The 25,953-nt window shown below is 71.8% G+C and carries 29 protein-coding genes and 1 riboswitch; of the genes, 14 read left to right on the top strand and 15 right to left on the bottom strand.

Annotated features, from left to right (window positions below; genetic code table 11):
• Window positions 1-5: 5 nt before the first annotated feature.
• Together ACT4N7_RS19550 and ACT4N7_RS19545 are read right to left on the bottom strand one after the other, a co-directional pair.
• Entirely contained in the window at window positions 6-539 is a 534-nt protein-coding gene (locus ACT4N7_RS19550; protein ID WP_444830215.1) for a DUF6879 family protein, read from the bottom strand.
• The gene (locus ACT4N7_RS19545; RefSeq protein ID WP_444830214.1) at window positions 539-739 is read right to left on the bottom strand and encodes a hypothetical protein; all 201 of its coding nucleotides are present in this window, start codon (window positions 737-739) and stop codon (window positions 539-541) included. Before ACT4N7_RS19545 ends, ACT4N7_RS19550 begins: the two co-directional genes overlap by 1 nt.
• Before the next feature lie 275 nt (window positions 740-1,014).
• On the opposite strand from ACT4N7_RS19545, the gene ACT4N7_RS19540 reads away from it, so the two are divergent.
• The 3 genes from ACT4N7_RS19540 (at window position 1,015) to ACT4N7_RS19530 (ending at window position 2,264) form a co-directional block, all read left to right on the top strand.
• Entirely contained in the window at window positions 1,015-1,272 is a 258-nt protein-coding gene (locus ACT4N7_RS19540; RefSeq protein ID WP_444830213.1) for a hypothetical protein, read from the top strand.
• A complete protein-coding gene (locus ACT4N7_RS19535; protein WP_444830212.1) occupies window positions 1,269-1,505 on the top strand; it encodes a hypothetical protein in 237 nt (78 codons plus the stop codon). Before ACT4N7_RS19540 ends, ACT4N7_RS19535 begins: the two co-directional genes overlap by 4 nt.
• Before the next feature lie 237 nt (window positions 1,506-1,742).
• Complete coding sequence (locus tag ACT4N7_RS19530) at window positions 1,743-2,264, top strand: hypothetical protein (protein WP_444830211.1); 522 nt, start codon at window positions 1,743-1,745, stop codon at window positions 2,262-2,264.
• Here the strand turns inward: ACT4N7_RS19530 and ACT4N7_RS19525 are convergent.
• From ACT4N7_RS19525 to ACT4N7_RS19495, 7 genes are all read right to left on the bottom strand, one after another.
• A complete protein-coding gene (locus ACT4N7_RS19525; protein ID WP_444830210.1) occupies window positions 2,261-3,226 on the bottom strand; it encodes a 4-(cytidine 5'-diphospho)-2-C-methyl-D-erythritol kinase in 966 nt (321 codons plus the stop codon). The genes ACT4N7_RS19530 and ACT4N7_RS19525 overlap by 4 nt on opposite strands.
• 79 nt (window positions 3,227-3,305) lie before the next feature.
• Complete coding sequence (locus ACT4N7_RS19520; protein ID WP_444830209.1) at window positions 3,306-4,313, bottom strand: methionine ABC transporter ATP-binding protein; 1,008 nt, start codon at window positions 4,311-4,313, stop codon at window positions 3,306-3,308.
• 192 nt (window positions 4,314-4,505) lie between these two features.
• A riboswitch (SAM riboswitch) is annotated at window positions 4,506-4,594 on the bottom strand.
• 101 nt (window positions 4,595-4,695) lie between these two features.
• Window positions 4,696-5,544: a 16S rRNA (adenine(1518)-N(6)/adenine(1519)-N(6))-dimethyltransferase RsmA gene (gene rsmA, locus ACT4N7_RS19515; protein WP_444830208.1), complete on the bottom strand. Its 849-nt coding sequence runs from the start codon at window positions 5,542-5,544 to the stop codon at window positions 4,696-4,698.
• 28 nt (window positions 5,545-5,572) lie between these two features.
• Entirely contained in the window at window positions 5,573-7,096 is a 1,524-nt protein-coding gene (locus ACT4N7_RS19510) for an alpha/beta hydrolase (protein ID WP_444830207.1), read from the bottom strand.
• Between the two features lie 15 nt (window positions 7,097-7,111).
• Window positions 7,112-7,426, bottom strand: coding sequence for a hypothetical protein (locus ACT4N7_RS19505; RefSeq protein ID WP_444830206.1), 315 nt, complete (start codon window positions 7,424-7,426; stop codon window positions 7,112-7,114).
• Between the two features lie 173 nt (window positions 7,427-7,599).
• Entirely contained in the window at window positions 7,600-9,102 is a 1,503-nt protein-coding gene (locus tag ACT4N7_RS19500) for a transglycosylase family protein (RefSeq protein WP_444830205.1), read from the bottom strand.
• Window positions 9,103-9,406: 304 nt separating this feature from the next.
• Window positions 9,407-10,258 (bottom strand): TatD family hydrolase, encoded by an 852-nt coding sequence (locus ACT4N7_RS19495; protein ID WP_444830204.1) that lies wholly within the window; start codon window positions 10,256-10,258, stop codon window positions 9,407-9,409.
• Between the two features lie 134 nt (window positions 10,259-10,392).
• Between ACT4N7_RS19495 and ACT4N7_RS19490 the strand changes: the two genes are divergently transcribed.
• From ACT4N7_RS19490 to ACT4N7_RS19480, 3 genes are all read left to right on the top strand, one after another.
• Window positions 10,393-10,965, top strand: a complete 573-nt coding sequence (locus ACT4N7_RS19490; protein ID WP_444830203.1) for a PadR family transcriptional regulator — start codon at window positions 10,393-10,395, stop codon at window positions 10,963-10,965.
• Window positions 10,966-11,038: 73 nt separating this feature from the next.
• Window positions 11,039-12,046, top strand: coding sequence for an ATP-binding cassette domain-containing protein (locus ACT4N7_RS19485; protein WP_444830202.1), 1,008 nt, complete (start codon window positions 11,039-11,041; stop codon window positions 12,044-12,046).
• The gene (locus ACT4N7_RS19480; RefSeq protein ID WP_444830201.1) at window positions 12,036-12,803 is read left to right on the top strand and encodes an ABC transporter permease; all 768 of its coding nucleotides are present in this window, start codon (window positions 12,036-12,038) and stop codon (window positions 12,801-12,803) included. The genes ACT4N7_RS19485 and ACT4N7_RS19480 overlap by 11 nt, the downstream gene beginning before the upstream one ends.
• Here the strand turns inward: ACT4N7_RS19480 and ACT4N7_RS19475 are convergent.
• Genes ACT4N7_RS19475 through ACT4N7_RS19460 form a run of 4 tightly spaced genes read right to left on the bottom strand, consistent with a single transcriptional unit; the run spans window position 12,800 to window position 14,855 of the window.
• On the bottom strand, window positions 12,800-13,084 hold the full coding sequence (locus ACT4N7_RS19475) for a DUF4185 domain-containing protein (RefSeq protein WP_444830320.1): 285 nt from the start codon (window positions 13,082-13,084) through the stop codon (window positions 12,800-12,802). The two genes, ACT4N7_RS19480 and ACT4N7_RS19475, sit on opposite strands and share 4 nt — an antisense overlap.
• Window positions 13,085-13,108: 24 nt before the next feature.
• On the bottom strand, window positions 13,109-13,531 hold the full coding sequence (locus ACT4N7_RS19470) for a hypothetical protein (RefSeq protein ID WP_444830200.1): 423 nt from the start codon (window positions 13,529-13,531) through the stop codon (window positions 13,109-13,111).
• Window positions 13,528-14,358 (bottom strand): 16S rRNA (cytidine(1402)-2'-O)-methyltransferase, encoded by an 831-nt coding sequence (gene rsmI / locus ACT4N7_RS19465; protein WP_444830199.1) that lies wholly within the window; start codon window positions 14,356-14,358, stop codon window positions 13,528-13,530. The genes ACT4N7_RS19470 and rsmI overlap by 4 nt, the downstream gene beginning before the upstream one ends.
• The gene (locus tag ACT4N7_RS19460; RefSeq protein ID WP_444830198.1) at window positions 14,355-14,855 is read right to left on the bottom strand and encodes a hypothetical protein; all 501 of its coding nucleotides are present in this window, start codon (window positions 14,853-14,855) and stop codon (window positions 14,355-14,357) included. The genes rsmI and ACT4N7_RS19460 overlap by 4 nt, the downstream gene beginning before the upstream one ends.
• A 98-nt stretch (window positions 14,856-14,953) precedes the next feature.
• Between ACT4N7_RS19460 and ACT4N7_RS19455 the strand changes: the two genes are divergently transcribed.
• A complete protein-coding gene (locus ACT4N7_RS19455) occupies window positions 14,954-16,522 on the top strand; it encodes a dolichyl-phosphate-mannose--protein mannosyltransferase (protein ID WP_444830197.1) in 1,569 nt (522 codons plus the stop codon).
• Here the strand turns inward: ACT4N7_RS19455 and ACT4N7_RS19450 are convergent.
• Entirely contained in the window at window positions 16,473-16,712 is a 240-nt protein-coding gene (locus tag ACT4N7_RS19450; RefSeq protein WP_444830196.1) for a hypothetical protein, read from the bottom strand. The genes ACT4N7_RS19455 and ACT4N7_RS19450 overlap by 50 nt on opposite strands.
• Before the next feature lie 86 nt (window positions 16,713-16,798).
• On the opposite strand from ACT4N7_RS19450, the gene ACT4N7_RS19445 reads away from it, so the two are divergent.
• Window positions 16,799-17,749: a helix-turn-helix domain-containing protein gene (locus ACT4N7_RS19445; protein WP_444830195.1), complete on the top strand. Its 951-nt coding sequence runs from the start codon at window positions 16,799-16,801 to the stop codon at window positions 17,747-17,749.
• A 30-nt stretch (window positions 17,750-17,779) separates the two neighbouring features.
• Here ACT4N7_RS19445 and ACT4N7_RS19440 read toward each other — a convergent pair whose 3' ends face one another.
• Window positions 17,780-19,639, bottom strand: coding sequence for a serine/threonine-protein kinase (locus tag ACT4N7_RS19440; protein WP_444830194.1), 1,860 nt, complete (start codon window positions 19,637-19,639; stop codon window positions 17,780-17,782).
• Window positions 19,640-19,863: 224 nt separating this feature from the next.
• Here ACT4N7_RS19440 and ACT4N7_RS19435 point away from each other — a divergent pair, with 224 nt between their 5' ends.
• From ACT4N7_RS19435 to ACT4N7_RS19410, 6 genes are all read left to right on the top strand, one after another.
• Entirely contained in the window at window positions 19,864-21,741 is a 1,878-nt protein-coding gene (locus ACT4N7_RS19435; protein ID WP_444830193.1) for a propionyl-CoA synthetase, read from the top strand.
• Between the two features lie 184 nt (window positions 21,742-21,925).
• The gene (locus tag ACT4N7_RS19430) at window positions 21,926-22,771 is read left to right on the top strand and encodes a helix-turn-helix domain-containing protein (protein WP_444830192.1); all 846 of its coding nucleotides are present in this window, start codon (window positions 21,926-21,928) and stop codon (window positions 22,769-22,771) included.
• An 8-nt stretch (window positions 22,772-22,779) separates the two neighbouring features.
• The gene (locus ACT4N7_RS19425) at window positions 22,780-22,971 is read left to right on the top strand and encodes a DUF397 domain-containing protein (RefSeq protein ID WP_444830319.1); all 192 of its coding nucleotides are present in this window, start codon (window positions 22,780-22,782) and stop codon (window positions 22,969-22,971) included.
• 160 nt (window positions 22,972-23,131) lie between these two features.
• Complete coding sequence (locus ACT4N7_RS19420) at window positions 23,132-23,329, top strand: KTSC domain-containing protein (protein WP_444830191.1); 198 nt, start codon at window positions 23,132-23,134, stop codon at window positions 23,327-23,329.
• A 75-nt stretch (window positions 23,330-23,404) separates the two neighbouring features.
• The gene (locus ACT4N7_RS19415) at window positions 23,405-24,565 is read left to right on the top strand and encodes a glycosyltransferase 87 family protein (RefSeq protein ID WP_444830190.1); all 1,161 of its coding nucleotides are present in this window, start codon (window positions 23,405-23,407) and stop codon (window positions 24,563-24,565) included.
• A complete protein-coding gene (locus ACT4N7_RS19410) occupies window positions 24,565-25,953 on the top strand; it encodes a dihydrolipoyl dehydrogenase family protein (protein ID WP_444830189.1) in 1,389 nt (462 codons plus the stop codon). Before ACT4N7_RS19415 ends, ACT4N7_RS19410 begins: the two co-directional genes overlap by 1 nt.

Raw genomic sequence — 25,953 nt, 5'->3', positions numbered from 1 at the left:
TGGCCTCACCTGTGCACTGCGAACTCTCGCTCTCGGTTTGGTTGGGCAGCTTCCCATGTCCGGCGGCGGATGGCGCGAAGGTGGGCGATCTTCGCTGGGTCGGTGACAAGTATGGCGTGGGTGAAAGTGCCGTCGACGAAGTGCAGTGTGGCGACGACCTGGTTGTCGAAGAGCCAGAAGTCCTCGTCCAAAGGAACGCCGAGTGCTGCGGCGTCGGGGCGGTCCAGCACGCGCAACTGTTCCCCGGCGGGCACGTTGCAGCGGGCGGCGAGATCCATCACGAACCGCTGATATTCGGTCGGCGGCACATCGAGCACGCGGACCCGTTCGACGCGCCGCCCGTTGCTGGGGAGGCTGCGCAGGAGGTCGAGGTAGTCGGAGGCCCAGGTGTCGTCGGGCGGTAGCCCAGCGGCGAACCGACTCACGGCGTCGGCTTCGTGGGGCTCGCGGTAGGCGGTCAGTGTTTCCAGCCGGAACGCCGAGTCCGTGAAGGTGGTGAACAGCTTCGCGAACTCGGCGCGGCCGAGCTGTCGGTCCATCAGCGGGGCGCGAAGTTGAGCAGGGCCTTGGGGATCTCGACCACGGTCTCGCCTTCGGGCAGGCCGCGGGCGCGCAGGGTGGCAAGCGCTTCGGGGTCGGTGACTTGGTAGCCCTGGACCAGGTAGGTGCCACGGTCGGTCTCATAGAGGTTCGGGCACGTTGTGGTGCCACTGGTGGTGCCCAGGTGAGTGAGTTTCACGAGTCCTCCGGTGATCGGTTCGGCGACGGGCGTCGCATCCATCGAACCGCTTCGATTCGCGGATGGGATCGCCCGATCGTGTGAATCACACCGAATATTCTCATCTGATTCTTGTTTGACTCTCACGTGTGGCGCAGAGTGTGGGCATATCTCGCCGCGCACCCGCCGCGCCGAGACGACCGGGTTCGTCGTCGCGCCACCGTCGACACGTCATGAGCGGGTTTGCAGCGGACATCCAGTTCGGAAAGTGAGCGCGGAGAGGTGGTCGCGGTGAAGTGGTCGGGTTCTTCGAGTTGATGGCCTACGCGTGGTTCGTGGTGCCGTTGCTGGTGTGGGCGGTATTGGTGGAGCGCCGTCCGGTCCGCCGCCACCGCCGCGCGAACCGTCGTCTGCTGCGCCGGGCGCGCTCCCACGACCGCCGGGTCGCCATGGCCGCCTCCCCGCAGCCGGCGGCGGCCCGGCCCCGAACCCCGGTCGGCACGGCAGACCCCCGAGCTGTCGCGTCGACCGGCCACCAGGGGCGGGCCCGGTGAACGGCCACTACGACATCGTCGACCCGCGACTCGCCGAACTCGTCGAGGTGCTCAACCTGCTGCCGAAGATGGTCGTCAACCTCAGCCTCGACGTCATGACCTCGACGCGGATCGACCCCGACCGGTGGGTCGAACTGCGCGGCGTGCTGCGCGACGCACTCGACCTACTCCCCACCCCACCACTCGTCCTCACCGAACACGACGACGACATCGGCGACTCCGGCGCTCGGTGACCCCGTCCGATCCGATCAACCCTGAGGGGACCCTCATGCGTGCTGGACAAGTCCGTCGACCTGACCAGGAATTGCGCTCAGCCTAGTTGCACTCGAACAATGACTGATGGTGAGCCCGGTCCGTGCGGGAAATGATCGTGCGCGATGGATCGGGCACGCTCAGTGTGATTCTGCCCGAAAGGGTAACGAAATCCCCCAGGTGACGACCTAAATCGTCGACTGGGAGGTGAAATGTCCGTGGCCCGCCGGAGTGCCCGGGTCGTCGCCTGCATCGCGGTGATGATCTTCGCGCTCAGTGCTTGTTCGAGCGACACCAGTGGTTCCATCGCCGGAACGCAGGTGGCGAAGCTCGGCAGGCAGATCGATATCAGCTCCAGCGGCAGCCCGCCGCTGGCCGCGCTCTGGCTCGACAGCGTCGAATCCGTCCGCTGTACCGAGCGGGGAAGTCTGCCACCCAACAACGGTCACTATCTGGCCGTGACGATCGTGCTGCGGACCACCGAGGAGTACGAGCCGGATTGGGGGTGGTGGATGAGCGCGACCGATTTCGCGACCTACGACGCCGACGGAAATGCCACCGGCAAAGGCATCTTCACCTCGTGTCTGCCGGTACAGCGCTACCTGCCCGACGACTTCTACCTCGCCGACGCGGGCTACTACGGCGTCGTCCTGCTCGACTCCAGCAGCGAACACGGCACCCTGACCTACAAGCCGCACAACATGCCCGCCGAGGTCACCGGCTGGCGCTGGCAGTACTAGGCGTGTACCTGCGGCGGCACCGGCCGGTGCGTCTCGTCGCCGCCGATGACGCGGGCGCCGGGGACCGGGCCGTGGGCGACGCGGACTGTTCGGCAGACGCCCGCGCCGGACAGTTCGGCGGCGACCCGCAGGGCCGAGTCGGCGTCCTCGCAGAGGAACGCGCAGGTCGGGCCCGAGCCGGACACCGTGCCCGCGAGCGCGCCCGCGCTGACCCCGGCCCGGAGCGTGCGGCGCAGCCCAGGCCGCAGCGACACCGACGCGGCCTGCAGGTCGTTGCCCAGCAGCAGCGCCAACTGGCGCGGATCGCCGCTGGTCAGGGCCGCCAGAACGGGTTCGACAGCGCCGACGCGCGGCGGGTCGCCCTCGGCGCGCAGCCGGTCGAGTTCGGTGTAGACCTTCGGGGTCGACAGGCCGCGCCGGTCGAAGGCCAGCACCCAGTGGTAGGTGTGCCTGGACAGCACCGGCACCAACTGCTCGCCGCGGCCGGTGCCCAGCGCGGTGCCGCCGTAGAGCACGAACGGCACGTCGCTGCCCAGCCGCGCGGCGACGGTGGCCAGGTCGTCGCGGGTGGTCTCCAGGCGCCAGAGGGCGGCGAGGCCGACCAGGGCCGCAGCCGCGTCGGCGCTGCCGCCCGCCATCCCGCCGGACACGGGGATGCCCTTGCGGATCACCACGCGGATCTTCGGCTCGTCCGGGTCGCGGCCCACGTGCCGGGCCAACTCCTGCACGGCGCGCCAGGCCAGGTTGCTCGCGCCGGTCGGCACCGCGTCGGCGCCCTCGCCGTGCACCTCGACGCCCGGCTCGTCCGCGACGGCCACGGTGACCTCGTCGGTCAGCGACAGGGCCTGGAAGACGGTGGCCAGCTCGTGGTAGCCGTCCGGCCGCGCGTCGCCGACGGCGAGGTGCAGGTTCACCTTGGACGGCACACGGACGGTCACCGGCGGGGGCACGACTGCGAGCACCTGACCAGCCTACGGGCGCGGTCGGCGCGACTCCGCCCGCCCACCGACATGCGGCACGCGGGCGGAGTCGGGAATCCGGTCAGGCGGCGATGCCCTGCGGTCCCCGCAGACCCTGGCGCACGAGGCCGCCGCGGTCGGCGATCCAGGCCAGCGCGGAGTCCGAGTGCGCGCCGGTGACCCCGAGCAGGAACCGGGCGACCGGGGTCTCGCCGACCCGGGTGAGCCCGCCGCCGAGGACCGAGATGGCGGCGCCGAAGCGGCCGGTGGCCTCCGGCAGCAGTGCGCCGACGGCGGCGAAGCCGATCAGCACGACCTCGGCGAGCCGGTCGTGCTGGGCGCGCGCCGCGGGCGGGGCGTCGATGGCGGGCAGCACCGCGCCCGCGAGCAGGCTGTCCGGGGCCTGGATCAACGAGAGCAGGTGGCCGCTCTCCTGGACGCGGCCGTCGACGAGCAGCGCCACCTCGTCGGCGACGCGCCGGATCACGCCCGCGTCGCTGGTGACGACCAGCACCGTGGCGCCCAGTTCGGCGCGCGCCCGATCCAGGACGGTGAGCACTCCGGCGGCGGCGTCGGCGTCGAGGCCCTTGGTTGGCTCGTCGGCCAGCAGCAGGCCGGGGTCGCCGACCAGCGCACGGGCCACCGCCACCCTGGCCTGCTGACCGGGGGTCAGCGCGTCGGGGTAGAGGGCGGCCTTGTCGGTGAGCCCGATCAGGTCGAGCAGCTTGCCGACCTTCGTGCGGCGTTGCGGGCCGTCGACGCCCGCCTGCTCCAGCGGCAGCGCGATGTTGCCCGCCGCGGTGCGCTGGGGCAGCAGGTCGCCGTACTGCACGACGCCGATCCGCCTGCGCGCGGCGCGCAGCCTGCGCGGGTCGAGGCTCGCGATGTTGTGGCCCTCGACGCGGATCACGCCGCTGTCGGGGCGTTCCTGGAGGGACACCAGGCGGGCCAGGGTCGACTTGCCGGAGCCCTGCGGCCCGACGACGCCGGTGATGGCGCCCGCGGCGACGTCCAGGCTGACGTCGTCCAGGGCGACGACGGGGCCGGTGGTGCCCCAGAACGACTTGCTCAGATTCTCAACGGTGATCACGATCTACTCCAACGCGGCGTGACGGCAGGCCACCCGGACGGTCCACTGTGGACGGTCGGGCGGACGAACCTCGGGGGATGCGAACGACGTACTGGCTGCTTCGAGCTAGCTACGCATTCGGCGACACGCGGTCACGCCGCGCTTACACTGGTCGATGACCCGCCTGCTGGTCAGGATCTCCATCGTCTCAGTCCTCCATCGTTCCTGGCGGTAGCACCTGCCCACGGGGGTGGTTGCTGCGGCGTCCTAGAGCCAGGTCTCTCAGCCGCTCGGGATGGATAGCGAAACCGAGTACACCCGATCCCGGCGCATGAGCGCAAGGTGCCTGTGCGGGTTGGCATGACGGGGTACCTAAGATCACACCGACGAAGTAGTCCACCGCTTACGCGCGGCTCGCAATGCGCACGAAATCGTCGACCGTGAGCTGCTCGCCCCGCCGCTTCGGGTCCACGCCCGCCGCGGTGAGCACCTCTTCGGCCCGAGCGGCCGATCCCGCCCACCCGGCCAGCGCGGCCCGCAGCGTCTTGCGGCGCTGTGCGAAGGCCGCGTCCACGACGGCGAACACGGCCGCCCGGTCGGCGTCGGGCGTCGGCCTGCGGGTCATCAGCACGAGGGCGGAGTCGACGTTGGGTACCGGCCAGAACACCGAGCGCGGCACCGTGGCCACCCGGCGGGCCTGGGCATACCAGGCGACCTTGACGCTGGGCACGCCGTAGACCTTGCCGCCCGGGCCCGCCGCCATCCGGTCGGCGACCTCGGCCTGCACCATGACCAGCACCGTGCGCAGCGACGGCAGCTCGGCCAGCAGGTGCAGCACGACGGGCACGGCGATGTTGTAGGGCAGGTTCGCGACGAGCGCGGTGGGCTCGCCGTCGAGCTGGTCGGCCCGCACGCGCAGCGCGTCGGCGGGCAGCACGGTCAGCCGGTCGGCCAGGTCCGGGGCGCGTTCGCGGGCGGTGGCGGGCAGCCGCGCGGCCAGCACCGGGTCGATCTCGACGGCGAGCACCCTGGCGCACGCGGGCAGCAGCGCGAGGGTGAGCGAGCCGAGGCCGGGGCCGACTTCGAGGACCACGTCCGCGGGGTCGAGCCCGGCGGCGGCCACGATCCGGCGGACGGTGTTGGGGTCGTGCACGAAGTTCTGGCCGAGCTTCTTGGTGGGCCGGACGTCGAGTTCGGCGGCGAGCCTGCGCACGTCCACGGGCCCGAGCAGCGCCGATCCACCCACCGTCACCCGGGTGAGCCTACGCAGGGCCCGCCGGTCACCCGGCCCGTGGTTCCCGGCCCGCGATGATGTCGCCGATGTTGTTCAGCGCCGGGTTCTCCGGGTGGTTGTCGAAGTACTGGCTGTGCGGGTCGTCGCCGGGCAGGGACACGGGTGTGTCGGACTCGAACTGCCGGGCGCCGAACTCCTCGTTCGACGGGTCCCGGCCGTGGTTGACCAGGTTGTCGGCGATCCAGTCGCCGTCGGTCTCGGTCACCCACACGTGGCCGGGCGGCAGGTTGAGCTGGTCCGCGTGATCCACCCCGAGGCCGATGCTGCCCGCCGAGACGAACTCGTCCACCGGCAGGACTTCGTCGCGCGCTGCGGCGCCCGCGACCAGCGAGCCGTAGCTGTGCCCCACCACGGTGTTGTGCGACGGCGCGCCCTGGTGGCTCGCCCGCAGTCCGTGCTGGAAGCTGTCGAGGTCGCGCCGGGCGTCGTCGGCGTAACCGGAGGCGAACGGTGCCAGCGCCAGCGGCGGGCTGTCGTAGTCCAGCCAGGTGATGACCGACGTCGACGGCGACCCGGACCGCTCGGCCGCCGCACGCAGGTTGTCGGCCCGGTCGACCGAGCCGAGCACGCTGTCCAGGCTGGTGTCGGCGCCGGGGATGAAGGTCGCCACGTTGGCCGCGGTGTCGGGGTTGCCCGCCGCCACGATGGCCCTGCCGTCGCCGCGCGGGTCGAGTCCGAGCAGGAAGTACCGGTCGTCGGGCCCGCGGCCCGCCGGCGCGTCCAGCCGTTGCTCCAAGGCGTCCAGCCTGCCGCGCTGCCGCTCCAACTCGGCGATCTGCGTACCGACGCCGGGGATCGCCCGCAGGCGGTTGAGCCGGTCGATCTCGCCGGTGAGCCGGGCCTGTTCCCGGTCGAGCAGGATGCGGTTGGCCTGGTCGCGGTGCACCGCCGAGAAGCCGTCCCGGTTGCCGACCAGGTCCGGGTTCTCCCGGATGAGCTGCTGGCGCTGCTCCTCGGTCAGCGAGTTCCAGTACGCGGCGTTCTGCTCCGGGGGCGCCCCCTCCGGCGGCGGTGGCGGCACCGCCGCGACGGCACCGCCCAGCCCGGCGACCCGGCCCGCGGCGTCGGACATGAGCTGGTTGACCATGCCCGCGAGCTGCGTGACGAACACTTCCTGGGCGACCGCCGACACGCCTGCGGGCAGCAGCGACGTGCTGGCGAAGATCCCGAGGTTGGCCTCGATGAGCGTGCGGATGCCGGTCTTCACCTGGGTCACCTCGCCCGCGAAGTACGTCGCGCGGTCGGCGAGCTGGGTCATCGTCTCCGCGCTGCGGGTCGCCTGGTCCAGGTTGGTGCGGGCGCGGTCCTGAAAGGCCACCGCCACGCTGTCGGCCCAGGAGGCGGCGACCGCGCCGACGTTGAACCGGCCCGCTTGGGCAAAGCTCGTCCCGGCCGTGCTCCACGCCGTGGCCAGGGCCTGCATCGAGGTCTCGTCCGTCTCCGGCCACCCGGAGAGCGCCTTGACCCGGGGCCACAGCCCGAGCGCGGCTGACGGCTCGGCGATAGGCATGCGCGGACCTCCGGCTCAGTGAACGGCGGGGAAGGCGGCGGCCGCGCGCTGGTCGCCGGTGCCGTAGCAGCCGACGCAGAACGCGCCCGCATCGGCGTCGGCCAGGATCGACGCGGGCACCTGGTCGGCCGCCTGCCGCGCCGCCGTGCTCGCGGGCAGGTAGACGCCGCGGAACGCCTGCGCGAGCAGGTCGGAACCGATGCCCGACTCCCCGTCCGCGATGGTCGACTTGCCGCGCTGCCAGGTGCTCGCGAGGTGTTGACCGGTCTGGGACAGGCCGTTCATGAAGCCCTCGGTGCCGCTGGTTTCCATGTGCATGAACCCGGTCATGGTGGCCTCCCAAGGTGGGCGTGACGAAGGTGGCGACCACCCGCCGACAATGTGCGCCAACCACGCGGGCCCAGACCGGAATTGACCTGTTGCTGTCAGGGTGTGCTCCCGAAACGTCGAAGCCCCGCCCTGGTGGGGGCGGGGCTTCGACGGTGAAGGCGGTTGACCGAGTCCTAGCGGGGCAGGCCCAGCTTGCGGGCGCAGCCTGGCCAGGCGCTGTAGCCGCCGCGGGCGTCGCGGAGCTTGGTCGCGATGGCGATCTGCTGCTCGCGGGTCGCCTGGTGCGGGTAGGCCGCGTACTGGCCGCCGCCGTTGGAGTCCCAGGTGCTCTTGTTGAACTGCAGGCCGCCGTAGTAGCCGTTGCCGGTGTTGATGGCCCAGTTGCCGGTGGCCTCGCAGTAGGCGAGCCGGTCCCAGACCTCACCGTCGGAGATGACCGGCTGCGGGGGCTTCTTGGTGCCGATCTTGACGACCTTCGGCTTCGGCGCGACGGTCTCCTTCGCGCCGATCTCCTCGCGCTTGGTCTCCTTGCCGTTGCGCTGGGTGATCCGGTAGGTCGCGATCCGCTCGCCGGGGGCGCCGGGGTCGAGGACGATCTCCTTGCCCTTGTCCAGCTCGGCGTCCTCGATCTTCTGCACCGGCGGCGCCACTGGCTCGGTCTGGTTGATCACGGTGACGCCGGTGCGGCTGATCCGCACCTCGGCGCCGGAGGTGATCTTCAGGTCGCCGCCGGGGGTGATCGAGTCGTTGGGGCCGAGGGTGAGCTTGAGCTCGTCCATCAGCTCCTGGACGGTCACGGCGGTGGTGGTGATCGGCGCGGGGGCGTTGCCGCCGTCGAACACCATGATGGCCTTGGCGGTCTTGATCTCGACCGCGAAGCCCTCCAGCGGAACCGGCGTGTCCATGCCCGCCGACGTCCACGCGCCCGCGACCGGCGCGTTGGCCTGGCGCAGCGCCTCGCCGAGCGAGGTGGCGCGGACCCACGCGTCGCGCTTCTCGCCGTCGACGGTCATGTGGAGCTGGCGCCCGCGCTGCAGGACGATCTTGCCGTCGTCGCCGATCTCGGCCGTCGGAGACGGGCTCAGCGAATCGTGCGAGCCGACCGCGATGCCCTCCTCCGCCAGCACCTCCCCGACGGTGTCGGCGTAGGTGTTGACCTGGCGGGCCTGGCCGTCGACGTCGACGGTGACGGTGTTGTTCATCGCGATGGCCGCGGCGCCGCCGCCGACCAGGGTGACCAGCACGGCCGCGATGGTGGCCTTGAGGAAGGTGGTCTTCCACCGCTTGACCGCGGCGACCAGGCCGGGAGCGGGCTCGTCCCGCTCGCGGGAGCCGACCTTGAGCGGCTGCGGCCCGGTGGCGATCTCGTCCGGGATGACCGGCAGCACCGTGGTCTCGGCGTTGATCAGCCGGATGAGCTCGTCGACGTCGAGACCGGCCGAGGCCATGATCTCGTCGGCCTGCGGACCGAGCGCGTGGCGCACGTCCTGGTCGGTGATGCTCAGCGAGGAGGAGAAGCCGGAGTCGTAGTCGTAGTCCGGGAACTCCGAGCGCCACGCCGTGAAATCGCCGTCCAGGGTGGCCGTGCCGACCGACGACACCGGGGTGAACCAGTCGGTGTCGGCGAAGCTGTCCTGTCGGGGGCGGTCGAAACCGCTGGTCTGTTTACCGCTCACAGGGTCGATTCCTCCAGAAGGCGGACGCCGTGGCCCACACGCGATGGCGATCGGTCAGCTCGGCTGGCGATGGCCTGTTCCTTTCGCGTGCGTGCGCGGCTTCGCGCTTTCGTGTGTGCTGACGACCCGCAACCAGCCACCCCGACGTGTACTGGCCTAGCTCCGGGCCGACCCGGGACAGGTGCCCCGAGTCGTACGGTCACGGGACAGTAACGAGCGCGGGCGGGTTGCGCAAACACATCCGGCAATGTCGTGAGTCCAGTCACACCACCGGTGGACCAATCGGGTCGCCCATTCATCGCAATCACGCACAGCCCGGAAGGTCGGACGTTACGGCCCGCAACCGGAACACCCGGTCCGCGGTCGCGGACACCGCGCGGGCGAGGTCGGCCACGGCCACGCCGCGCAGCTCGGCGAGCGCGCGGAGGGTGTAGGCGGCGCAGTACGGCTCGTTGGGGCGGCCACGGAACGGGTGTGGGGTGAGGAACGGCGCGTCGGTCTCGACGAGGAGCTGCTCGGCGGGCACGAACGCGGCGGCCTCCCGCAGCTCGGTGGCGTTGCGGAAGGTGACCGGGCCCGCGAACGAGAGCACGTAGCCCTTGTCGACGCAGCGCCGGGCGAAATCGAGGTCGCCGGAGAAGCAGTGGAAGACCACCGAATCGGGTGACCCTTCCGCGTGCAGGACAGCCAGGATGTCCTCGTGCGCGTCGCGGTCGTGGATCATCAGCGGCTTGCCGACCCGCTTGGCCAGGTCGATGTGCCAGCGGAACGCCTCCCGCTGGGCCGCGCGCGGCGAGTAGTCCCAGTAGTAGTCGAGGCCCGTCTCGCCGACCGCGACGACCCGGGGCCTGCCCGCCAGTTCCTCCACCACGGCCTTGTCCGCGTCGGAGAACTCCGCCGTGCGGGTCGGGTGCACGGCCACCGCGGCGAACAGCCGATCGTCCCAAGTGGACGCTTCGGCCGCCCACCTGGCCGACCCGAGATCGTCGGCGACGGTGATCACCCGGTCCACGCCCGCCGCCGAGGCCCGATCGAGCACAGTGGACACATCGGCGGAATCCTTGGCACCACAGGCGTCCAGGTGCGTGTGCGCGTCGACAACGGGCGCGGGCAGCGCCGGGGGCACGGGGGGCGGCTCGCCCTTGCGCGGCGTCACAGCTCGATCGGCGGCTGGGGGTGACCGACACTACGGGGGCACCGGGCGGGCAGCCGGGCCACCGGGGTCGACACGGGGGCGCTCATGACCGCTTAGCCTACGGAGGTCGGTTTCGCACGGGTGCAGGAGGCAGGATGTCGGCCACGCGGATGCTCGTGTTGGGCGTCATCCACTGGGCGGGCAAGGCGCACGGCTACCAGGTCCGCGCCGAGCTGATCGGCTGGCGGGCCGAGGACTGGGCCCGGATCAAGCCGGGGTCGATCTACCACGCCATCCGCAAGGCGGCCGCGGACGGGCTGATCGAGACGGTGTCGGCCGAGCCGGGCCAAGGCGGCCCGGACCGCACGGCCTACCGGATCACCGAGGCGGGCGACGCCGAGCTGCTGCGGCTGATCCGGGAGGGGCTGCGCCGGACCCGCGACCCGTGGATGCTCAACGCCGCGCTGGCGATGCTGCCGCTGCTGGGCCGCGACGACGCGAAAGACCTGGTCGGCGAGCGGATCGAGCGGTTGGCGACCGATCTGGCCGACCTCGAACACTGGGTGGCCAACCCCGAGCCGGACACCCCGGACCACGTGCGCGAACAGGCGACGCTGTGGATCGGGTTGGTGTCCACCGAGATCACGTGGGCCAAGACCCTGCTGGCCCGCCTCGACGACGGCGCCTACGAGATGGCGGGCGAGAAGCTCGGTGCCCACCAGGTTTGACTAGGAGTGTGCTCGATTGGCGTCTGGCATACTCCTGCCCAAGTACTCAAAGTTGATTAGCAGGGGGTCCACCATGATCGAGGCACGCGGCCTCGCGCGGACGTTCCGCACGCGCGGCCGAACCGTCGAGGCCGTCCAGGGGGTCGATCTCGACGTCGCGCCCGGGGAGCTGGTCGGCTTCCTCGGCCCCAACGGCGCGGGCAAGACCACGACCTTGCGCATGCTCACCACCCTGCTCACCCCGACCGCCGGTCAGGCCACGGTCGCGGGCTGCGACCTGGCCACCGACCCGATCGGGGTACGGCGCCGGATCGGCTACGTCGCGCAGAACGGCGGCGGCACCCCGGAGTCGAAGGTCATCGAGGAGCTGCACCTGCAAGCCCGGCTCTACGGGCTGTCCAAGGCCGACGCGCAGGCCCGCAGCGCCGTGCTCGCCGCGCAGCTCGACCTCGCCGGGCTCGACCAGCGGCAGGTCAAGACCCTCTCCGGCGGCCAGCGGCGCAGGCTCGACGTCGCGCTGGGCCTGGTGCACGACCCGAAGCTGGTCTTCCTCGACGAGCCCACCGCGGCGCTCGACCCGCAGAGCCGCGCCAACCTGTGGGAGCACATCCGCGCGCTGCGCGCCGAGCACGGCACCACGGTCTTCCTGACCACCCACTACCTGGACGAGGCCGACGCGCTGTGCGACCGCGTGCTGGTCATCGACAACGGCACCATCGTCGCGCAGGGCACCCCCGAGTCGCTCAAGGCGCGGGTGTCCGGCGACCTGGTCGCGGTCGGCGTGCCCGCCGCGGAGGTCGAGCTGACCACCGGCATCGCCGCCCGGATCGCGGGCGCCTCCGAGGTGACCGCCCGGGGCGCGACGGTCGAGTTCCGCGTCCCGCGCGGCGACCTGGCCCTGCCCGACCTGCTGCGCGCGCTCGACGCGGCGGGCATCGGCACCACCTCGCTTCAGGTGCAGCGGCCCACCCTGGACGACGTGTTCCTCACCCTGACCGGCCGCAGCCTGCGCGACGCCGAACTGGGCAGCGAGCCCGCCGCCCCCATCGACCAGCGACAGGAGGCCGGAGTTGTTGCGTGACACTTGGCTGATCTTCCGCCGCGACATGACCCTGTCGCTGCGCAACCCGGCCTGGATCGTGATCGGTCTGATGCAGCCGGTGCTGTACCTGTTCTTCTTCGGGCCGCTGCTGGAGAACATCACCGCGAACACCCCGGGCTTCCCGCCGGGCACCGCGTGGCAGATCCTCACCCCGGCGCTGATCGTGCAGATGGCGCTGTTCGGCAGCTCGTTCGTCGGCTTCGCGCTGCTGGCCGAACTGCGCACGGGTGTGGTCGAGCGGCTGCGGGTGACCCCGGTGAGCCGCACCGCCCTGCTCCTCGGCCGCGTCCTGCGCGACGCGGTCCAGGCCGTGGTGCAGGCGTTGATCATCATCCTGCTGGCGTTCCTGCTCTTCGACCTCAGCGCGTCGGTCGGCGCGATCGCGCTGAGCCTGGTGATCGTGGCGATGCTGGCGATCACCTTGTCGTCGTGCTCCTACGCGCTGGCGTTGCGGCTGAAGAACGAGGAGGCGTTCCCGGCGATCCTCAACACCGTGCTCATGCCGGTGCTGCTGCTCTCGGGCATCTTCCTGCCGATCACCCAGGGCCTGGCGCCGGACTGGCTCTACGCGATCTCGCGCTGGAACCCGTTCACCCACGTGGTCGACGCCGAGCGGGCGTCCTTCCGCGGCGACTTCAGCACCGACGCCCTGCTGACCGGCGCGCTGGTCCTGCTCGCGATGACCGCGCTCGCCTTCTACTGGGGCAGGCGCACGTTCCAGCGGGAGAACGCCTAGACGGTCAGCCGGGTGCGCATCAGATAGACGTTGTAGGGCGCCCAGCGCGACATCGCGTAGTAGACGACCGGGCCGTCGGCCGACGCCGGGTGCAGGAAACCGCCGTACAGACCGGGAAACCGGTCTCCGGCGGCGACCACCTGGCCGTCGGTCCACGGTCCGGTCGGCTGTTCGGCGGTGCGCAGCACGATCGCCGCGCGGCCCTCGTCCAGGTGCAGGGCGAGCCAGCGTCCGAAGTGGACGTTGTAGACCACGGACAGCTCGGCCACGGGCCCGCCGATGACCGGTGTGGCCGGGCCGCGGGCCTACGAGTACTGGGCGGGCGACCGGGCTTGTCCCAGGTGTGGCCAGCGTCGCGGGACACGGCGATGCCCGTGCCGAACAGGTAAACGAAGTCGGCGTCGCGGGCGAAGCAGCACATCGTCTTCGGCAACACCTACGGCTGCGGCTGGTGCGGCGACGGCGCGGCCGCCGACCGCGACCTCGACACCGGCTTGCGCATCGAGTCGGTGGTCGCCCGCGAGGAAGTTCCACGCCCGCCAGGGCCCGAGCGAGGGCGCCGATTGGCGCTGCAACGTCCTCGCGATCGCGACGAACGTGCGGCCCGCGCCGTCGTCCCACATGATGCCGAGGTCGGTGGCGTGGATGCCGTACCGCTGCGCCGTGCCGTTGATCGACTCGTGCCCGGTGATCTGCGCGATCAGGTCGGTCTCGGCGACCCGGATCACGCCCGGCTCACGGCGGCGTCGTAGAGCGACTTCTTGCTCACCCCGGTGGCCGCCGCGACCTCGGCGGCGGCGTCCTTGAGCCGGGTGCCCGCCGCGGCCAGCGCGCGCACCCGCTCGACCAGCACGGCCAGGTCCGGCGCGGCGGCGGGCTCGGCGCCCGCGAGCACGACGGTGATCTCGCCGCGCAGCCCGTCCGCCGCCCACGCCGCCAACTCGGCCAGCCCGCCGCGGCGGACCTCCTCGTAGGTCTTGGTCAGCTCGCGGCACACCGCTGCGCGGCGGTCGGGCCCGAGCACCTCGGCGGCGTCGGCGAGCAGGCTCGCGATCCGGTGCGGCGACTCGAAGAACACCGCCGTGCGCGGCTCGGTGTCCAGCGCCGCCAGCCACTTGCGCCGCTCCCCCGGCTTGCGCGGGGCGAACCCCTCGAAGCAGAACCGGTCGCACGCCAGGCCGGACAGCGCCAGCGCCGTCGTCACCGCCGACGGGCCGGGCAGGCAGGTGACCGGCAGGTCGGCCTCGACGCACGCGGCGACCAGCCGGTAGCCGGGGTCGGACACGCTGGGCATGCCCGCGTCGGTCACCAGCAGCACGGTCTGCCCGGCGCGCACGGCGTCGACCAGCGCGGGGATGCGGCTGGTCTCCACGGCGTCGTAGAAGCTCACGATCCGACCGGCGGGCGTGACGCCGAGCGCGCTGATCAGGGCGCGGGTGCGGCGGGTGTCCTCGGCGGCGATCACCTCGGCGGTGCCGAACGCGGCCACCAGCCGCGCGGAGGCGTCGCGGGCGTCGCCGAGCGGGGTGGCGGCGAGCACCAGCCTGCCGCTCACCGCGCTTGCCGGGCCTGCGCGCGGGCCACGGCCGGGCCCAGCTCGGTCTGGCGCCAGTCGGCGAAGTACGTGGTGAGCGGGACGGTGCGGTCGGCGCCGGACTTGCGCAGCCTGGCCTCGACCCCGCGGCGCAGCCCGCCCGCGCCCGCGGGCTGGACCAGGCCAGGACCGAACACCAGTTCCTCCCGGTGCGGCGTGGTCTTCACCCGCAGCTCCTCGAAGTCGGTCCAGAACAGCGAGATCCGCGCGCCGTCGCGCTCCATGACCACGCCTTCGCGCACCACGGTGAGCTTGCGCTTGCGCAGGTTGACCACCGCCATCGCGAAGGCGCCGACGCCCAACGCGATCGGCACGATGCCGATGTCGTCCAGCGTCGGATCGCCGATCAGCACACCGGACAGCACCCAGCCGACGACCGCGGCGAGACCGATGGTGACACCGGTCAGCGCGGCGTAACCGAGGACGTACAGCCAGCCTGGCCGGTAGATTGTCGCCACGGCCGAGAGCCTACCCAGGGCCCGCTGACCAGCGTGGCGTGCCGGATCTCGACCGATCCCGACGCGGATCGCACACCGCGCACCCTACGATCACCCCCGTGAGCGTCCTCGTAGCCGAAGACGAGGCCAGCCGGGCCGCGTCACCGGACCCAGCGCCCCGGCAGGCCGACGCCGCCGACGACATCCACGCCCGGGTGGCGGGCAAGCCGATGCCCGCCGACCGGCTGCGCGGCTGGCTCGTCACGGCGTTCCTCGGCGTCCTCGGCGGGATCATCCGGTTCCAGAACCTCGGCTTCCCGACCGACAACGGCACCCCGGTCTTCGACGAGAAGCACTACGTGCCGCAGGCGTGGCAGATGCTGCGCAACGGCGGGTTCGAGGACAACCCCGGGTTCGAGCTGACGGTGCACCCGCCGCTGGGCAAGACGCTCATCGCGGCCGGTCAGTGGCTGTTCGGCTACGACGGCTGGGGGTGGCGGTTCACCGCCGCGCTGGCGGGCACGCTCATGATCGTGCTGGTGGTGCGGATCGCCCGCAGGCTGACCAGGTCGACCCTGCTCGGCGCGGTCGCCGGGGTGCTGCTGATCGCCGACGGGGTCTCGCACCTGCAGTCCAGGATGGGGATGCTCGACATCTTCCTGGCCGCGTTCGTGCTCGCCGCGTTCGCCTGCGTGCTCTGCGACCGCGACCAGGTCCGCGCCCGGCTCGCCGTCGCCGCGGCCGAGGGCTGGGCCGACGAGTCGCCGCACGGGCCGCGGCTCGGTGTGCGCTGGTGGCGGCTCGCGGCGGGCGTGCTGCTGGGGCTGGCCTGCGGGGTGAAGTGGTCCGGGCTGTACTACATCGCGGCCTTCGGCATCCTCACCGTCGCCTTCGACCTCACCGCGCGCCGGGCTGCGGGGGTGCGCCACCCGTGGGCGGGGACAATGCTGCGCGACGTGCTCCCGGGGCTGTGGGCGTTCGTCGGCGTCGGGCTGCTCGCGTATCTGGGCACCTGGTACGGCTGGTTCGGCAGCGAGACCGGCGTCGACCGGCACCTGGTCGCCACCACGGGCGGCAGTCCGGTCGAGGTGATCAAGGGCGCGGTCGGGTCGCTGTTCAACTACAGCGAGAACGTGCTGCGCTTCCACAGCGAGCTGGTCACCAAACCCGACCAGCAGCACCCGTGGGAGTCCAAGCCGTGGACGTGGCCGATGGGGCTGCGCCCGATGCTCTACTACTACGAGGGGTCCACCACCGGCTGCGGTGAGACCAAGTGTGTCTCCGCCACCATGCTGGTCGGCACCCCGGCGCTGTGGTGGCTGTCGCTGCCGATGCTCGGCTGGGGCCTGTGGCGGATGATCGCCCGGCTCGACTGGCGGTACGCGGCGGTCGTGGTCGCCTATCTCGCGGGCCTGCTGCCGTGGTTCCTCAACCTCGACCGGCAGATGTACTTCTTCTACGTCACCCCGATGGCCGCGTTCCTGGTGCTCGGGATCACCCTGGCCCTCGGCCATCTGCTCGGCCACCCGGGCCAGGGCCAGGAGCGGCGGCGAACCGGCCTGCTCGTCCTGGCCCTCTACACCGGCCTCGTGGTGGCCAACTTCGTCTGGCTGTGGCCCATCCTCAACGGCGATTCGATCACCGAGAGCCGATGGCAAGCCGAACTCTGGCTTCCCTCCTGGCGGTAGTGGCCGGTCGCCGGTGCCGGGTCACGGCTCGGGTCGCGCGCAGGTCGGCGACCACTCGGGCGGTGTCGCGGTCCTCGACGTCGGTGCTCCCGGCGAGCCGGGGGCGGGGCTGGGGCTGGGGCAGGTTGTTGCGGTCCAGGCCGTAGACAAGCAGCGCCAGCAGGGCGGTGAGAACGAGTGCGGTAGTCATGGCGCTAAGTTTGCGCTGCCCGACTTCCTGCCACCAGTGGCAGGTCTGACCTTGTGCCACAAAATCCTGCCAGCTACCCTCCGGGGGTGCTGAAAACCGTGGCGGCAGTCCTGATCGACGGCCTCGCCCCGTTCGAGTTCGGCGTGATCTGCGAGGTGTTCGGCATCGACCGGACCGAGGAGGGCGTCCCGCCGATCGAGTTCCGCGTGTGCGGCGCGGTCGCCGGGCAGGAACTCCAGGCCAGCGTCGGCGTGCGGATGGTGCCCGAGTTCGGCCTGGACGCCCTCGACGGCGCCGACCTGGTGGCGCTGCCCGCGTGCACCATCCGCCCCGAGTACCCGCCCGCCGTCCTCGACGCGCTGCGCGCCGCCCACGCCTGCGGCGCCACCCTGCTGTCGGTGTGCAGCGGGGCGTTCCTGCTGGCCGCCACGGGCCTGCTCGACGGCCGCCGCTGCACCACGCACTGGCGCCACGCCGACGAGTTCGCGGCCCGCTTCCCCCTGGCCCACCTCGACCCCGACGTCCTCTTCGTCGACGACGGCGACATCGTGACCAGCGCGGGCACCGCGTCCGGCATCGACGCCTGCCTGCACCTGGTCCGCCGCGAACTCGGCTCCGGCCCGGCCACCACCATCGCCCGCCGCATGGTCGTCGCACCCCAGCGCGACGGCGGCCAGCGCCAGTTCGTGGACCTCCCGGTGCCCGAGTGCACGGCCGACAGCCTCACCCCGGTGCTCACCTGGATGCTGGAGAGCCTGGCCGACGACCACTCCGTGGCCGAACTGGCGCGGCGCGCCCGGATGTCGGAGCGCACGTTCGCCCGCCGCTTCGTCGCCGAAACCGGCACCACCCCACACAAATGGCTCTCCACCCAGCGCGTCTTCCACGCCCGGCGCCTCCTGGAGGACACCACCCTGACCGTGGACGACGTCGCCCAACGGTGCGGCTTCGGCACCGCGGCCCTGCTCCGCCACCACTTCCAGAAGATCGTCGGCGTCGCTCCGAACGACTACCGCCGCACCTTCGCCACCCGCTGAGCCGTACCAAGTGGCACCTTCGGCCCGCGGTCAGCGCATGGGGCGGGTGCGGTCGACGGCGTCGATGTCCTTGCGGCGGACGATCTGGGTGACCGGGCCCGTCTCGGTGTGGCCCTCTCGCCCGAGCCAATCGCTCAGGTCGCGGGCTACGGCTTGCAGGGTGGGGCGGCGTGCCGGGTCTGAGCCGAGGGACGCCGACAGCAGCCGCAGGTGGGCGCTCTTGTGGGGCAACTGGGATAACGGTTCGCCCTTGGCGGCGGCCATCAGGGCGGCCATCGCGTTCTCGCGGGTGCCGCGCGGCGGCTTGCCGGTGAGGGCGAAGCTGACCGTGGCGGCCAACTGCCACGCGTCGGAGGCAGGGGTGGCGTTGGCGCCCGCGGCCGTCTCGGAGGCGAGGAAGTCCGGGGTGCCGACCATCATGCCGGTGGCGGTCAGCGTGGAATCGCCCTTGGAGCGGGCGATGCCGAAGTCGATGAGGTGGGCGTTGCCGTCCGGGTCGATGATGATGTTGGACGGCTTGACGTCGCGGTGCAGCACGCCCTTGGCGTGGGCGGCGGACAGGGCGCCCGCCATGGTGATCCACAGCCGGGCGACGGCCACGTCGTCGAGCGGGCCGCCGCTGGTTACGCGGTCGGCGAGCGGCTGGCCCTCGATGTATTCCATCACCAGGCCGAGCCCCTCCGGCTCGGACACGATGTCGTACACCCGCACACAGTTCGGGTGGTGCACGGCGGCCAGCGCCCTGGCCTCGCGCAGCATCCGCTCCTCGGTCTCGGCGTCGGGGGCGTGCGCCATCTTCACCGCGACCGTGCGGTCGAGCTGGGTGTCGACCGCGAGCCACACCGTGCCGAAGCCGCCGTGGCCCAGTGCGCGGACCTTGCGGAACCGGCTGCCCGACGGCTTGACCGGCGGCGGTGGCGGGGCGGCCGAGCGCGGCGTGAACGGCAGCGGACCCGGGTCGGCCGCGAGCCGGGCGAGGGCGGCGCGGTCCGGTTCCGGCTCGCGCAGCGTCGGGTTCGGCGGCGGGACGTAGGGCGGCGGCTTGCGCACCGGCTGCGGTGGCGGCGGCTGGTACTTCGGCACCTGCGGCTGCGGCGGCGGCTGATAGGGCTGGCGGTTCACCGCGGACTGCGGATGGCTCAGCACGGACTGCGGATGGCCGGCCGATGGCTGGGGCTGGCCCGCGGGCGGCTGGTACCGGCGCTCGATGGTCGTCCAGCTCGGCGGGCCCACCACGAACACCGGGATCAGACCCAGGATGCTGATCGGCAGGAACCCCATCCACAGGTGCGCGGCCGTGTTGGCCTCGACGGGCAGGCTCAGCACCACCATCAGCGCGAACGGCGCCCACACCAGCCTGCCGGGCCACTTCGGCCCGCGGCGCAGCGCGGCGCGCGCCTGGAGCAGCACGAACAGCAGGCACAGCCCGGGCAGCACGACCAGCCCGCCGACCCGCAGCAGGTACACCGGGACGGATTCGAACGGGTGGAACAGCACCTCGTAGACGTTGGCGCGGCCACCGAGGTAGACGTCCTGCGGGCCGATCCAGCAGAAGCCGTTCTGGAACGAGGCTGTCTCCGCCGCGGTCAGCCGGACCGCGCCGTCGCCGGTGAACACGCTGCGGTAGACGCCGCTGATGCCGTTGAACAACAGCCACGGCATCAGGAACGCGGTGAACGCGCCGATGGCCCCGAAGACCGAGATGGTCACCCCGTTGTAGGTGTTCCCGGTGGCCTTGCGGACCAGTGCGATGGTCAGCGTGCCCAACACCGGCAGCAGCGCGATCAGCGCGCCTGCCGTGCTCGTCGCCCACACCCAGTCGCCCGGGCAGAGGCCCGGGCCGAAGATGGTGTGCGCGAAGGACAACAGCGAAGCCGCAAGGTCGAGCACCGCGTCCGAACTCCTCTCTGGGCCTGCCCGGTCGTCGGGTGAGACCGGGGCGTGGGTGCGTCCGGTTCCAGCCTATGTCGAGCTGTGACCAATGGCGGCGTTTCATCCACAGGACGTCCCACGGCGTGCCGAGGTTGTCCACAGGCCCCCTGTCGGACGGGGCCGAACCGCCCGTCAACTGGCAAGGTATCGGTCAACGGACCACGACGAGCGGAGGCCGGCCGATGGGCGACTACGTCGAGACCTACCAGCGCAGCCTGGGCGATCCCGAGGGCTTCTGGCTCGACGCGGCGCGCGCCGTCGACTGGACGACCCCGCCGTCCAGGGCGTTGGACGCCTCGGCCGCGCCCATGTACCGCTGGTTCCCCGACGGGGAGCTGAACACCTGCCACAACGCCCTCGACCGGCACGTGGCCGCGGGCCGGGGCGGACAGGCGGCGCTGATCTACGACTCGCCGATCACCGGCACCAAGGCGAGCTACACCTACGCCGAGCTGACCGACCTGACCGCCCGGTTCGCCGGGGTGCTGGCCGGGCTCGGCGTGGTCAAGGGCGACCGGGTGATCATCTATATGCCGATGGTGCCGCAGGCCGTGGTGGCGATGCTGGCGTGCGCGCGGCTGGGCGCGGTGCACTCGGTGGTGTTCGGCGGGTTCGCCCCGCGCGAACTGGCGACCCGGATCGACGACGCGCGGCCGAAGGTGATCGTGGCGGCGTCGTGCGGCATCGAGCCGACCAGGGTGGTGGAGTACCGGCCGATCATCGCGGGCGCGCTGGCGGCGGCGGAACACCAGCCCGAGCGGGTCGTGGTGTTGCAGCGTGCGCAGGCCAGGGCCGAGCATGTCGAGGGCGATCTCGACTGGGACGAGGCGATGGCGTCCGCGACGCCCGCCGACTGCGTGCCGGTCGCCGCGACGGACCCGCTCTACGTGCTCTACACCTCCGGCACCACGGGCAAGCCGAAGGGCGTGGTGCGCGACAACGGCGGCCACGCGGTGGCGCTGACCTGGTCGCTGCCCAACATCTACGACATCGGTCCCGGCGACGTGTTCTGGACCGCGTCCGACGTCGGCTGGGTCGTCGGGCACTCCTACATCGTGTACGCGCCGCTGCTGGTCGGGGCCACCACGGTGCTCTACGAGGGCAAGCCGGTGGGCACGCCGGACGCGGGCGCGTTCTGGCGGGTGATCGCCGAGCACAAGGCGAAGGCCCTGTTCACCGCGCCGACGGCGTTCCGCGCGATCAAGCGCGTCGACCCGGACGCCGTCGAGCTGGCCAAGTACGACCTGAGCGGGTTCAAGACGCTGTTCCTCGCGGGCGAGCGGCTCGACCCCGAGACCTACCACTGGGCGAGCGAGAAGCTGGGCGTGCCGGTGGTCGACCACTGGTGGCAGACCGAGACGGGCTGGCCGATCTGCGCGAACCTGCGCGGCCTGGAGCCGATGCCGATCAAGGCGGGCTCGCCCAGCGTCGCGGTCCCTGGTTACGACGTCCGCGTCCTCGACCAGTCCGGCGAGTCGCTGCCCCCCGGCCAGGAGGGCGCGATCGTGATCCGGCTCCCCATGCCGCCGGGCACGTTCCCGACCCTGTGGGAGGACGACGAGCGCTACGTCGAGTCCTATCTGTCGCGCTACGACGGCTACTACCTGACCGGCGACGGCGGCTACATCGACGAGGACGGCTACGTGTTCGTCATGGGCCGCACCGACGACGTGATCAACGTGGCCGGTCACCGGCTGTCCACGGGATCGATGGAGGCCGTGCTGGCCGCGCACCCGGCGGTGGCCGAGTGCGCGGTGATCGGGGTCCACGACGCGCTCAAGGGGCAGCTCCCGCGCGGCTTCGTGGTGCTCAAGGCGGGGGTGCGGATCGAGGAGTCCGTGCTGCGCGACGAGCTGGTCGCCGCGGTCCGCAGCGAGATCGGGCCGGTCGCCGCGTTCCGCGACGTCTCCGTGGTGGACGGCCTGCCCAAGACCCGCTCCGGCAAGATCCTCCGCAAGACCATGCGCGCCATCGCCGACGGCCGCGACGAGCCGGTGCCCTCGACCATCGAGGACCCCGCGGTGCTCGACGCGCTGCGGACAATCCTGCACCGTGGTTAGGCGTGTCCGGCTGACCTTCCAGGTGGGGTTGTCGCAGTCGCGGTCCAAGGTCGAGGTGGTCGATTCGACCCACGGATGCACGGGGCAAGTGCGTCTCCCAGGGTGAGACGTGATCCCGATCGTGTAGTTCCGCTGACCGGGTCTCCGCTGGTGGGATGGGCGGGCATGCCGACCGGGAGGAATTGTGACGACACGACAAGGCTCATCGAGGGCTCGGGCACTGGCCGCCGAACTCAAGGAACTCCGCGCCCGGGCGAACCTGACCACCCGACAGGCCGCCAAACGGATCGGTATCTCGTCCGCCAGCCTGAACCGGGTCGAACTCGGCTTCCGCCTCTCCAGCCCGGAGGAGGTGTCCGCGCTGCTGGTGATCTACGACGTCACCGGCGTCGAACGGGAACGAGTGCTCGCCCTGGCCAGGGAATCCAACGCCACCGGCTGGTGGGAAGTCGGCCGCAGCGACCTGCCCAAACATCTCCCCGCCCTGATCACCTTCGAATCCCAGGCCACCAGGATCACGAACTTCGAGCCATCTGTGATTCCGGGGTTGTTGCAGACCAACTCCTACTCGCACGCGATCATGCGGCGGTACGGAGTTCCCGACGCCGACGCCAACGCCCGGGTCTCGGCCCGTGCGGGTCGGCAGACCGTGCTGACCCGCAAGCGGGCGCCACGCCACTTGGCGATCATGGACGAAGCGACGTTCCATCGCCCTTTCGGCGGCCGAGCGGTCATGGCGGAGCAGATCCGCAAGCTGATCGACTCGGCCCGCCTGCCCAACGTGACGATCCAGGTGATCCCTTTCGACCGGGGCGGCTACCCGATCTACGGGCCATACGCGATGTTGGAGTTCGGCAAGGCGCCGACGATCGTGTTCCTGGAGCACAAGCTGACAACCGGGTTCCTCGACAAGCCGGAAGTCACCGATCCGATTGGTGCCCTCACCGTTACGCTGACCGAGACGGCACTCGGACCGGCAGAGTCCATCGAGTTCCTGGCCGCCATGGCGACTCGATACGAGCGAGAGTGAGACAGAACATGGACTTCTCCACCCACCACTGGCGCAAGTCCAGTTACAGCGCGGACGAGACCGTCTGCGTAGAGATCGCTCTCGTGGTCGGATCGCCTGAGGTCGGGGTGCGGGACTCGAAGAATCCTGGTGGCGGGCACCTGCACATCCCCGCCCCGGCTTGGCTGGCGCTCACGGGGACGTTGCCGCGCGGACGATAAGACCCGCCTGCTTTCGGTGGAAACGAGTCCGACCGTCCCCAGCGTCCCCGCGCCCCGGATACGCTGACGGTCGGTCTCGCCGCCGAGATCGACCGGTGGCCGGACGCGTGCGGAGATCGAACGTCCACCGAGACTCGGGAGCGCGATGGAGCGTCGGCCGGTGGAGTCCGCCAGCATCGCCTCGGTCGGGTACGACGGGATGACCGGGACGCTGGAGGTCGAGTTCCGCAACGGCGGGGTGTACCAGTACATCGACGTGCCCAAGCGGCTCTACTGGCGCCTGATGTCGGCCGACAGCCTCGGCGCGTTCCTGAACCTGGAGATCAAGGACCGGCACGAGACCCGCAAGGTCCGCTGACCCGGCCAGGGTCCATCCCGGACCATGCCGCGCCGATAGGGTGACCCCATGGGGGATGTGGGCATCCTGCGACGGGTGCCTGTCGCGGTGATCTGGCTGGCCACGGGGTTCGTCGGGACGGCCGTCGTGTGGTGGATGGCGGGCCTCGGGCTGGGGGTCGACAGCTCGGTCTACCGGGCTGGCGCGCTCACCCTGCTGCACGGCGACTCCCTGTACGCGCCGCTGACCACCGGGGCGTCGTGGGCGCCGCCGCTGCCGTTCACCTACCCGCCGATCGCGGCGGTGGTGTTCGTGCCGCTGGCCGCCGTGCCGCCGCAACTCGGGTGGGGCCTGCTCGCGGCGGCCTCCGCGCTGGCACTCGGCCTGGTGCTGCGCACCTGTCTGCCACGCGCGCTGGCCCACGGCTGGCCGTTCGGCGTGGCGCTGCTGGGCACGCTGGCCCTGGAGCCGGTGTGGCGCTCGCTCGCGCTGGGCCAGGTCAACCTGCTGCTGATGGCGCTGATCGTCGCCGACCTGCTGCGCCTGCGCGGCTCACGCGCGTCCGGTGTGCTGATCGGGGTCGCGGCGGCGATCAAGCTGACCCCGCTGATCTTCGTGGCGCACCTGGTGCTCACCCGGCGCTGGGCCGACGCCCGCCGCGCGCTCGGCACGTTCGCCGGGCTGCATCTGCTCGCCGCCGCCGTGCTGCCCGGGGACACGGTCCGGTTCTGGACCGAGGCCCTGATCGACGGCAACGACGCCACCACGAACTCGTGGATCGGCAACCAGTCGCTCAACGGGCTCGTGCAGCGCGTCACCGCCGAGGGCGCCACGGCGTTCGCGCTGTTCGCCGTGCTCGCGGTGGCCTGCCTGGCGTTCGCCGCGCCTGCCGTGCGCGCGCTCGACGCCCGCGGTGACCACCTGGGCGCGGTGCTGGTCACCGCGGTCGCCGGGCTGCTGGTGTGCCCGGTGTCGTGGACGCACCACTGGGTGTGGGTGGTGCCGCTGGCCGCGTTCCTGCTGGGCCGCGCGAGCACCGGGCCCCGGGTCGCGCTCGCCGCGCTCGCGGTGGCCTTCGCGGGCTGGCAGTTCCGGCTGGTGCCCAGCGGCGCCAAGGCGGAGCTGCGGTGGACGCCGCTGGACGCCGTGCTCGGCAACGCCTACGTCCTGGCCGGGCTGGTGCTGCTGGCGGTGTTGGCGCTGCACGCGCGGCCACGCCGTGCTGAGGTGGTCACCGAGACCGCTTCGAGGAGCTGATGACCTTGACAGGCGACACGCTGACCGTCGACATCGCGGTAGTCGGGCTCGGCCCGGGCGGGGAGGCCGTGGCCACCCGACTTGCCCGGGGCGGGCTGTCGGTGGCGGGCATCGAATCCCGACTCGTCGGCGGCGAATGCCCCTACTTCGCTTGTGTGCCGACGAAGATGATGATCCGCGCGGCCGACGCGCTCGCCGAGGCGCACCGGGTGAGCGAGCTGGCCGGGTCGGTTGAGGTGCGGCCCGACTGGGCGCCGGTCGCCGCGCGGGTCCGGGCCGAGGCCACCGACGACTGGGACGACACCGTCGCCGTCGACCGGCTCGTGGCGGCGGGGGTGACGTTCGTGCGCGGCCGCGCGCGGATCACCGGCCCGGGTGAGCTGACGGTGTCCGGCCCGGACGGCGAGCGCACGGTCCGGGCGCGGCGCGGGATCGTGCTCAACCCGGGCACCGATCCGGCGGTGCCACCGGTCCCCGGCCTGGCCGACACTCCACATTGGACCAACCGGGACGCGGTCGCTGTCGAGGTGGTGCCCGACTCGCTGATCGTGATCGGCGGCGGCCCGGTCGGCTGCGAGTTCGCGCAGGTCTTCGCCCGGTTCGGTGCCAAGGTCACGCTCGTGGAGGCGCAGGACAGGCTGCTCGCGCTCGACGAGCCGGAGGCGGGCGCGCTGCTGGCCGAGCGGTTCGCGGCCGAGCACATCCTGGTCCGCACCGGCGCCAAGATCACCGCCGCGAGCCACGACGGCCAGCGGTTCACCCTGGAGTTCGACGGCGCCGAGCCGGTCTCCGCGCACCGGTTGCTGGTCGCCGCCGGGCGCCGCACCGACCTGGCCGCGCTGGGCGTCGGCGCGGTCAGGCTGGACGAGTCGGCCAAGGGCATCGAGGTGGACGAGCACCTGCGTGCGGCAGCAGGCGTGTGGGCGATCGGCGATGTCACCGGCAAGGGCGCGTTCACGCACATGTCCATGTACCAGGCCGAGATCGCGGCCGCCGACATCCTCGGTGAGGACTCGCCGGGCGCCGACTACCGCGCCGTACCCCGCGTGACGTTCACCGACCCGGAGGTCGGGTCGGTCGGCCTGTCCGAGGCCGCCGCGCGCGAAGCGGGGCTGACCGTGCGTACCGGCATGGCGCAGATCGCGTCGTCGGCGCGCGGCTGGATCCACAAGGCGGGCAACGAGGGCCTGATCAAACTGGTCGAGGACGTCGATCGCGGGGTGCTCGTCGGCGCGACGTCGGCCGGGCCCGCGGGCGGCGAGGTGCTCGGCGCGCTGACCCTGGCCGTGCACGCCGAGGTTCCGGTGGACGACCTGCGCCGGATGATCTTCGCCTACCCGACTTTCCACCGCGCCATCGCCGACGCCCTCACCGACCTGCGGAAGTGA

The sequence above is a fragment of the Actinokineospora sp. genome (assembly GCF_052390155.1).
In the GTDB taxonomy this organism is placed as follows: domain Bacteria; phylum Actinomycetota; class Actinomycetes; order Mycobacteriales; family Pseudonocardiaceae; genus Actinokineospora.
This window is presented reverse-complemented; position numbering and strand designations above follow the sequence as displayed.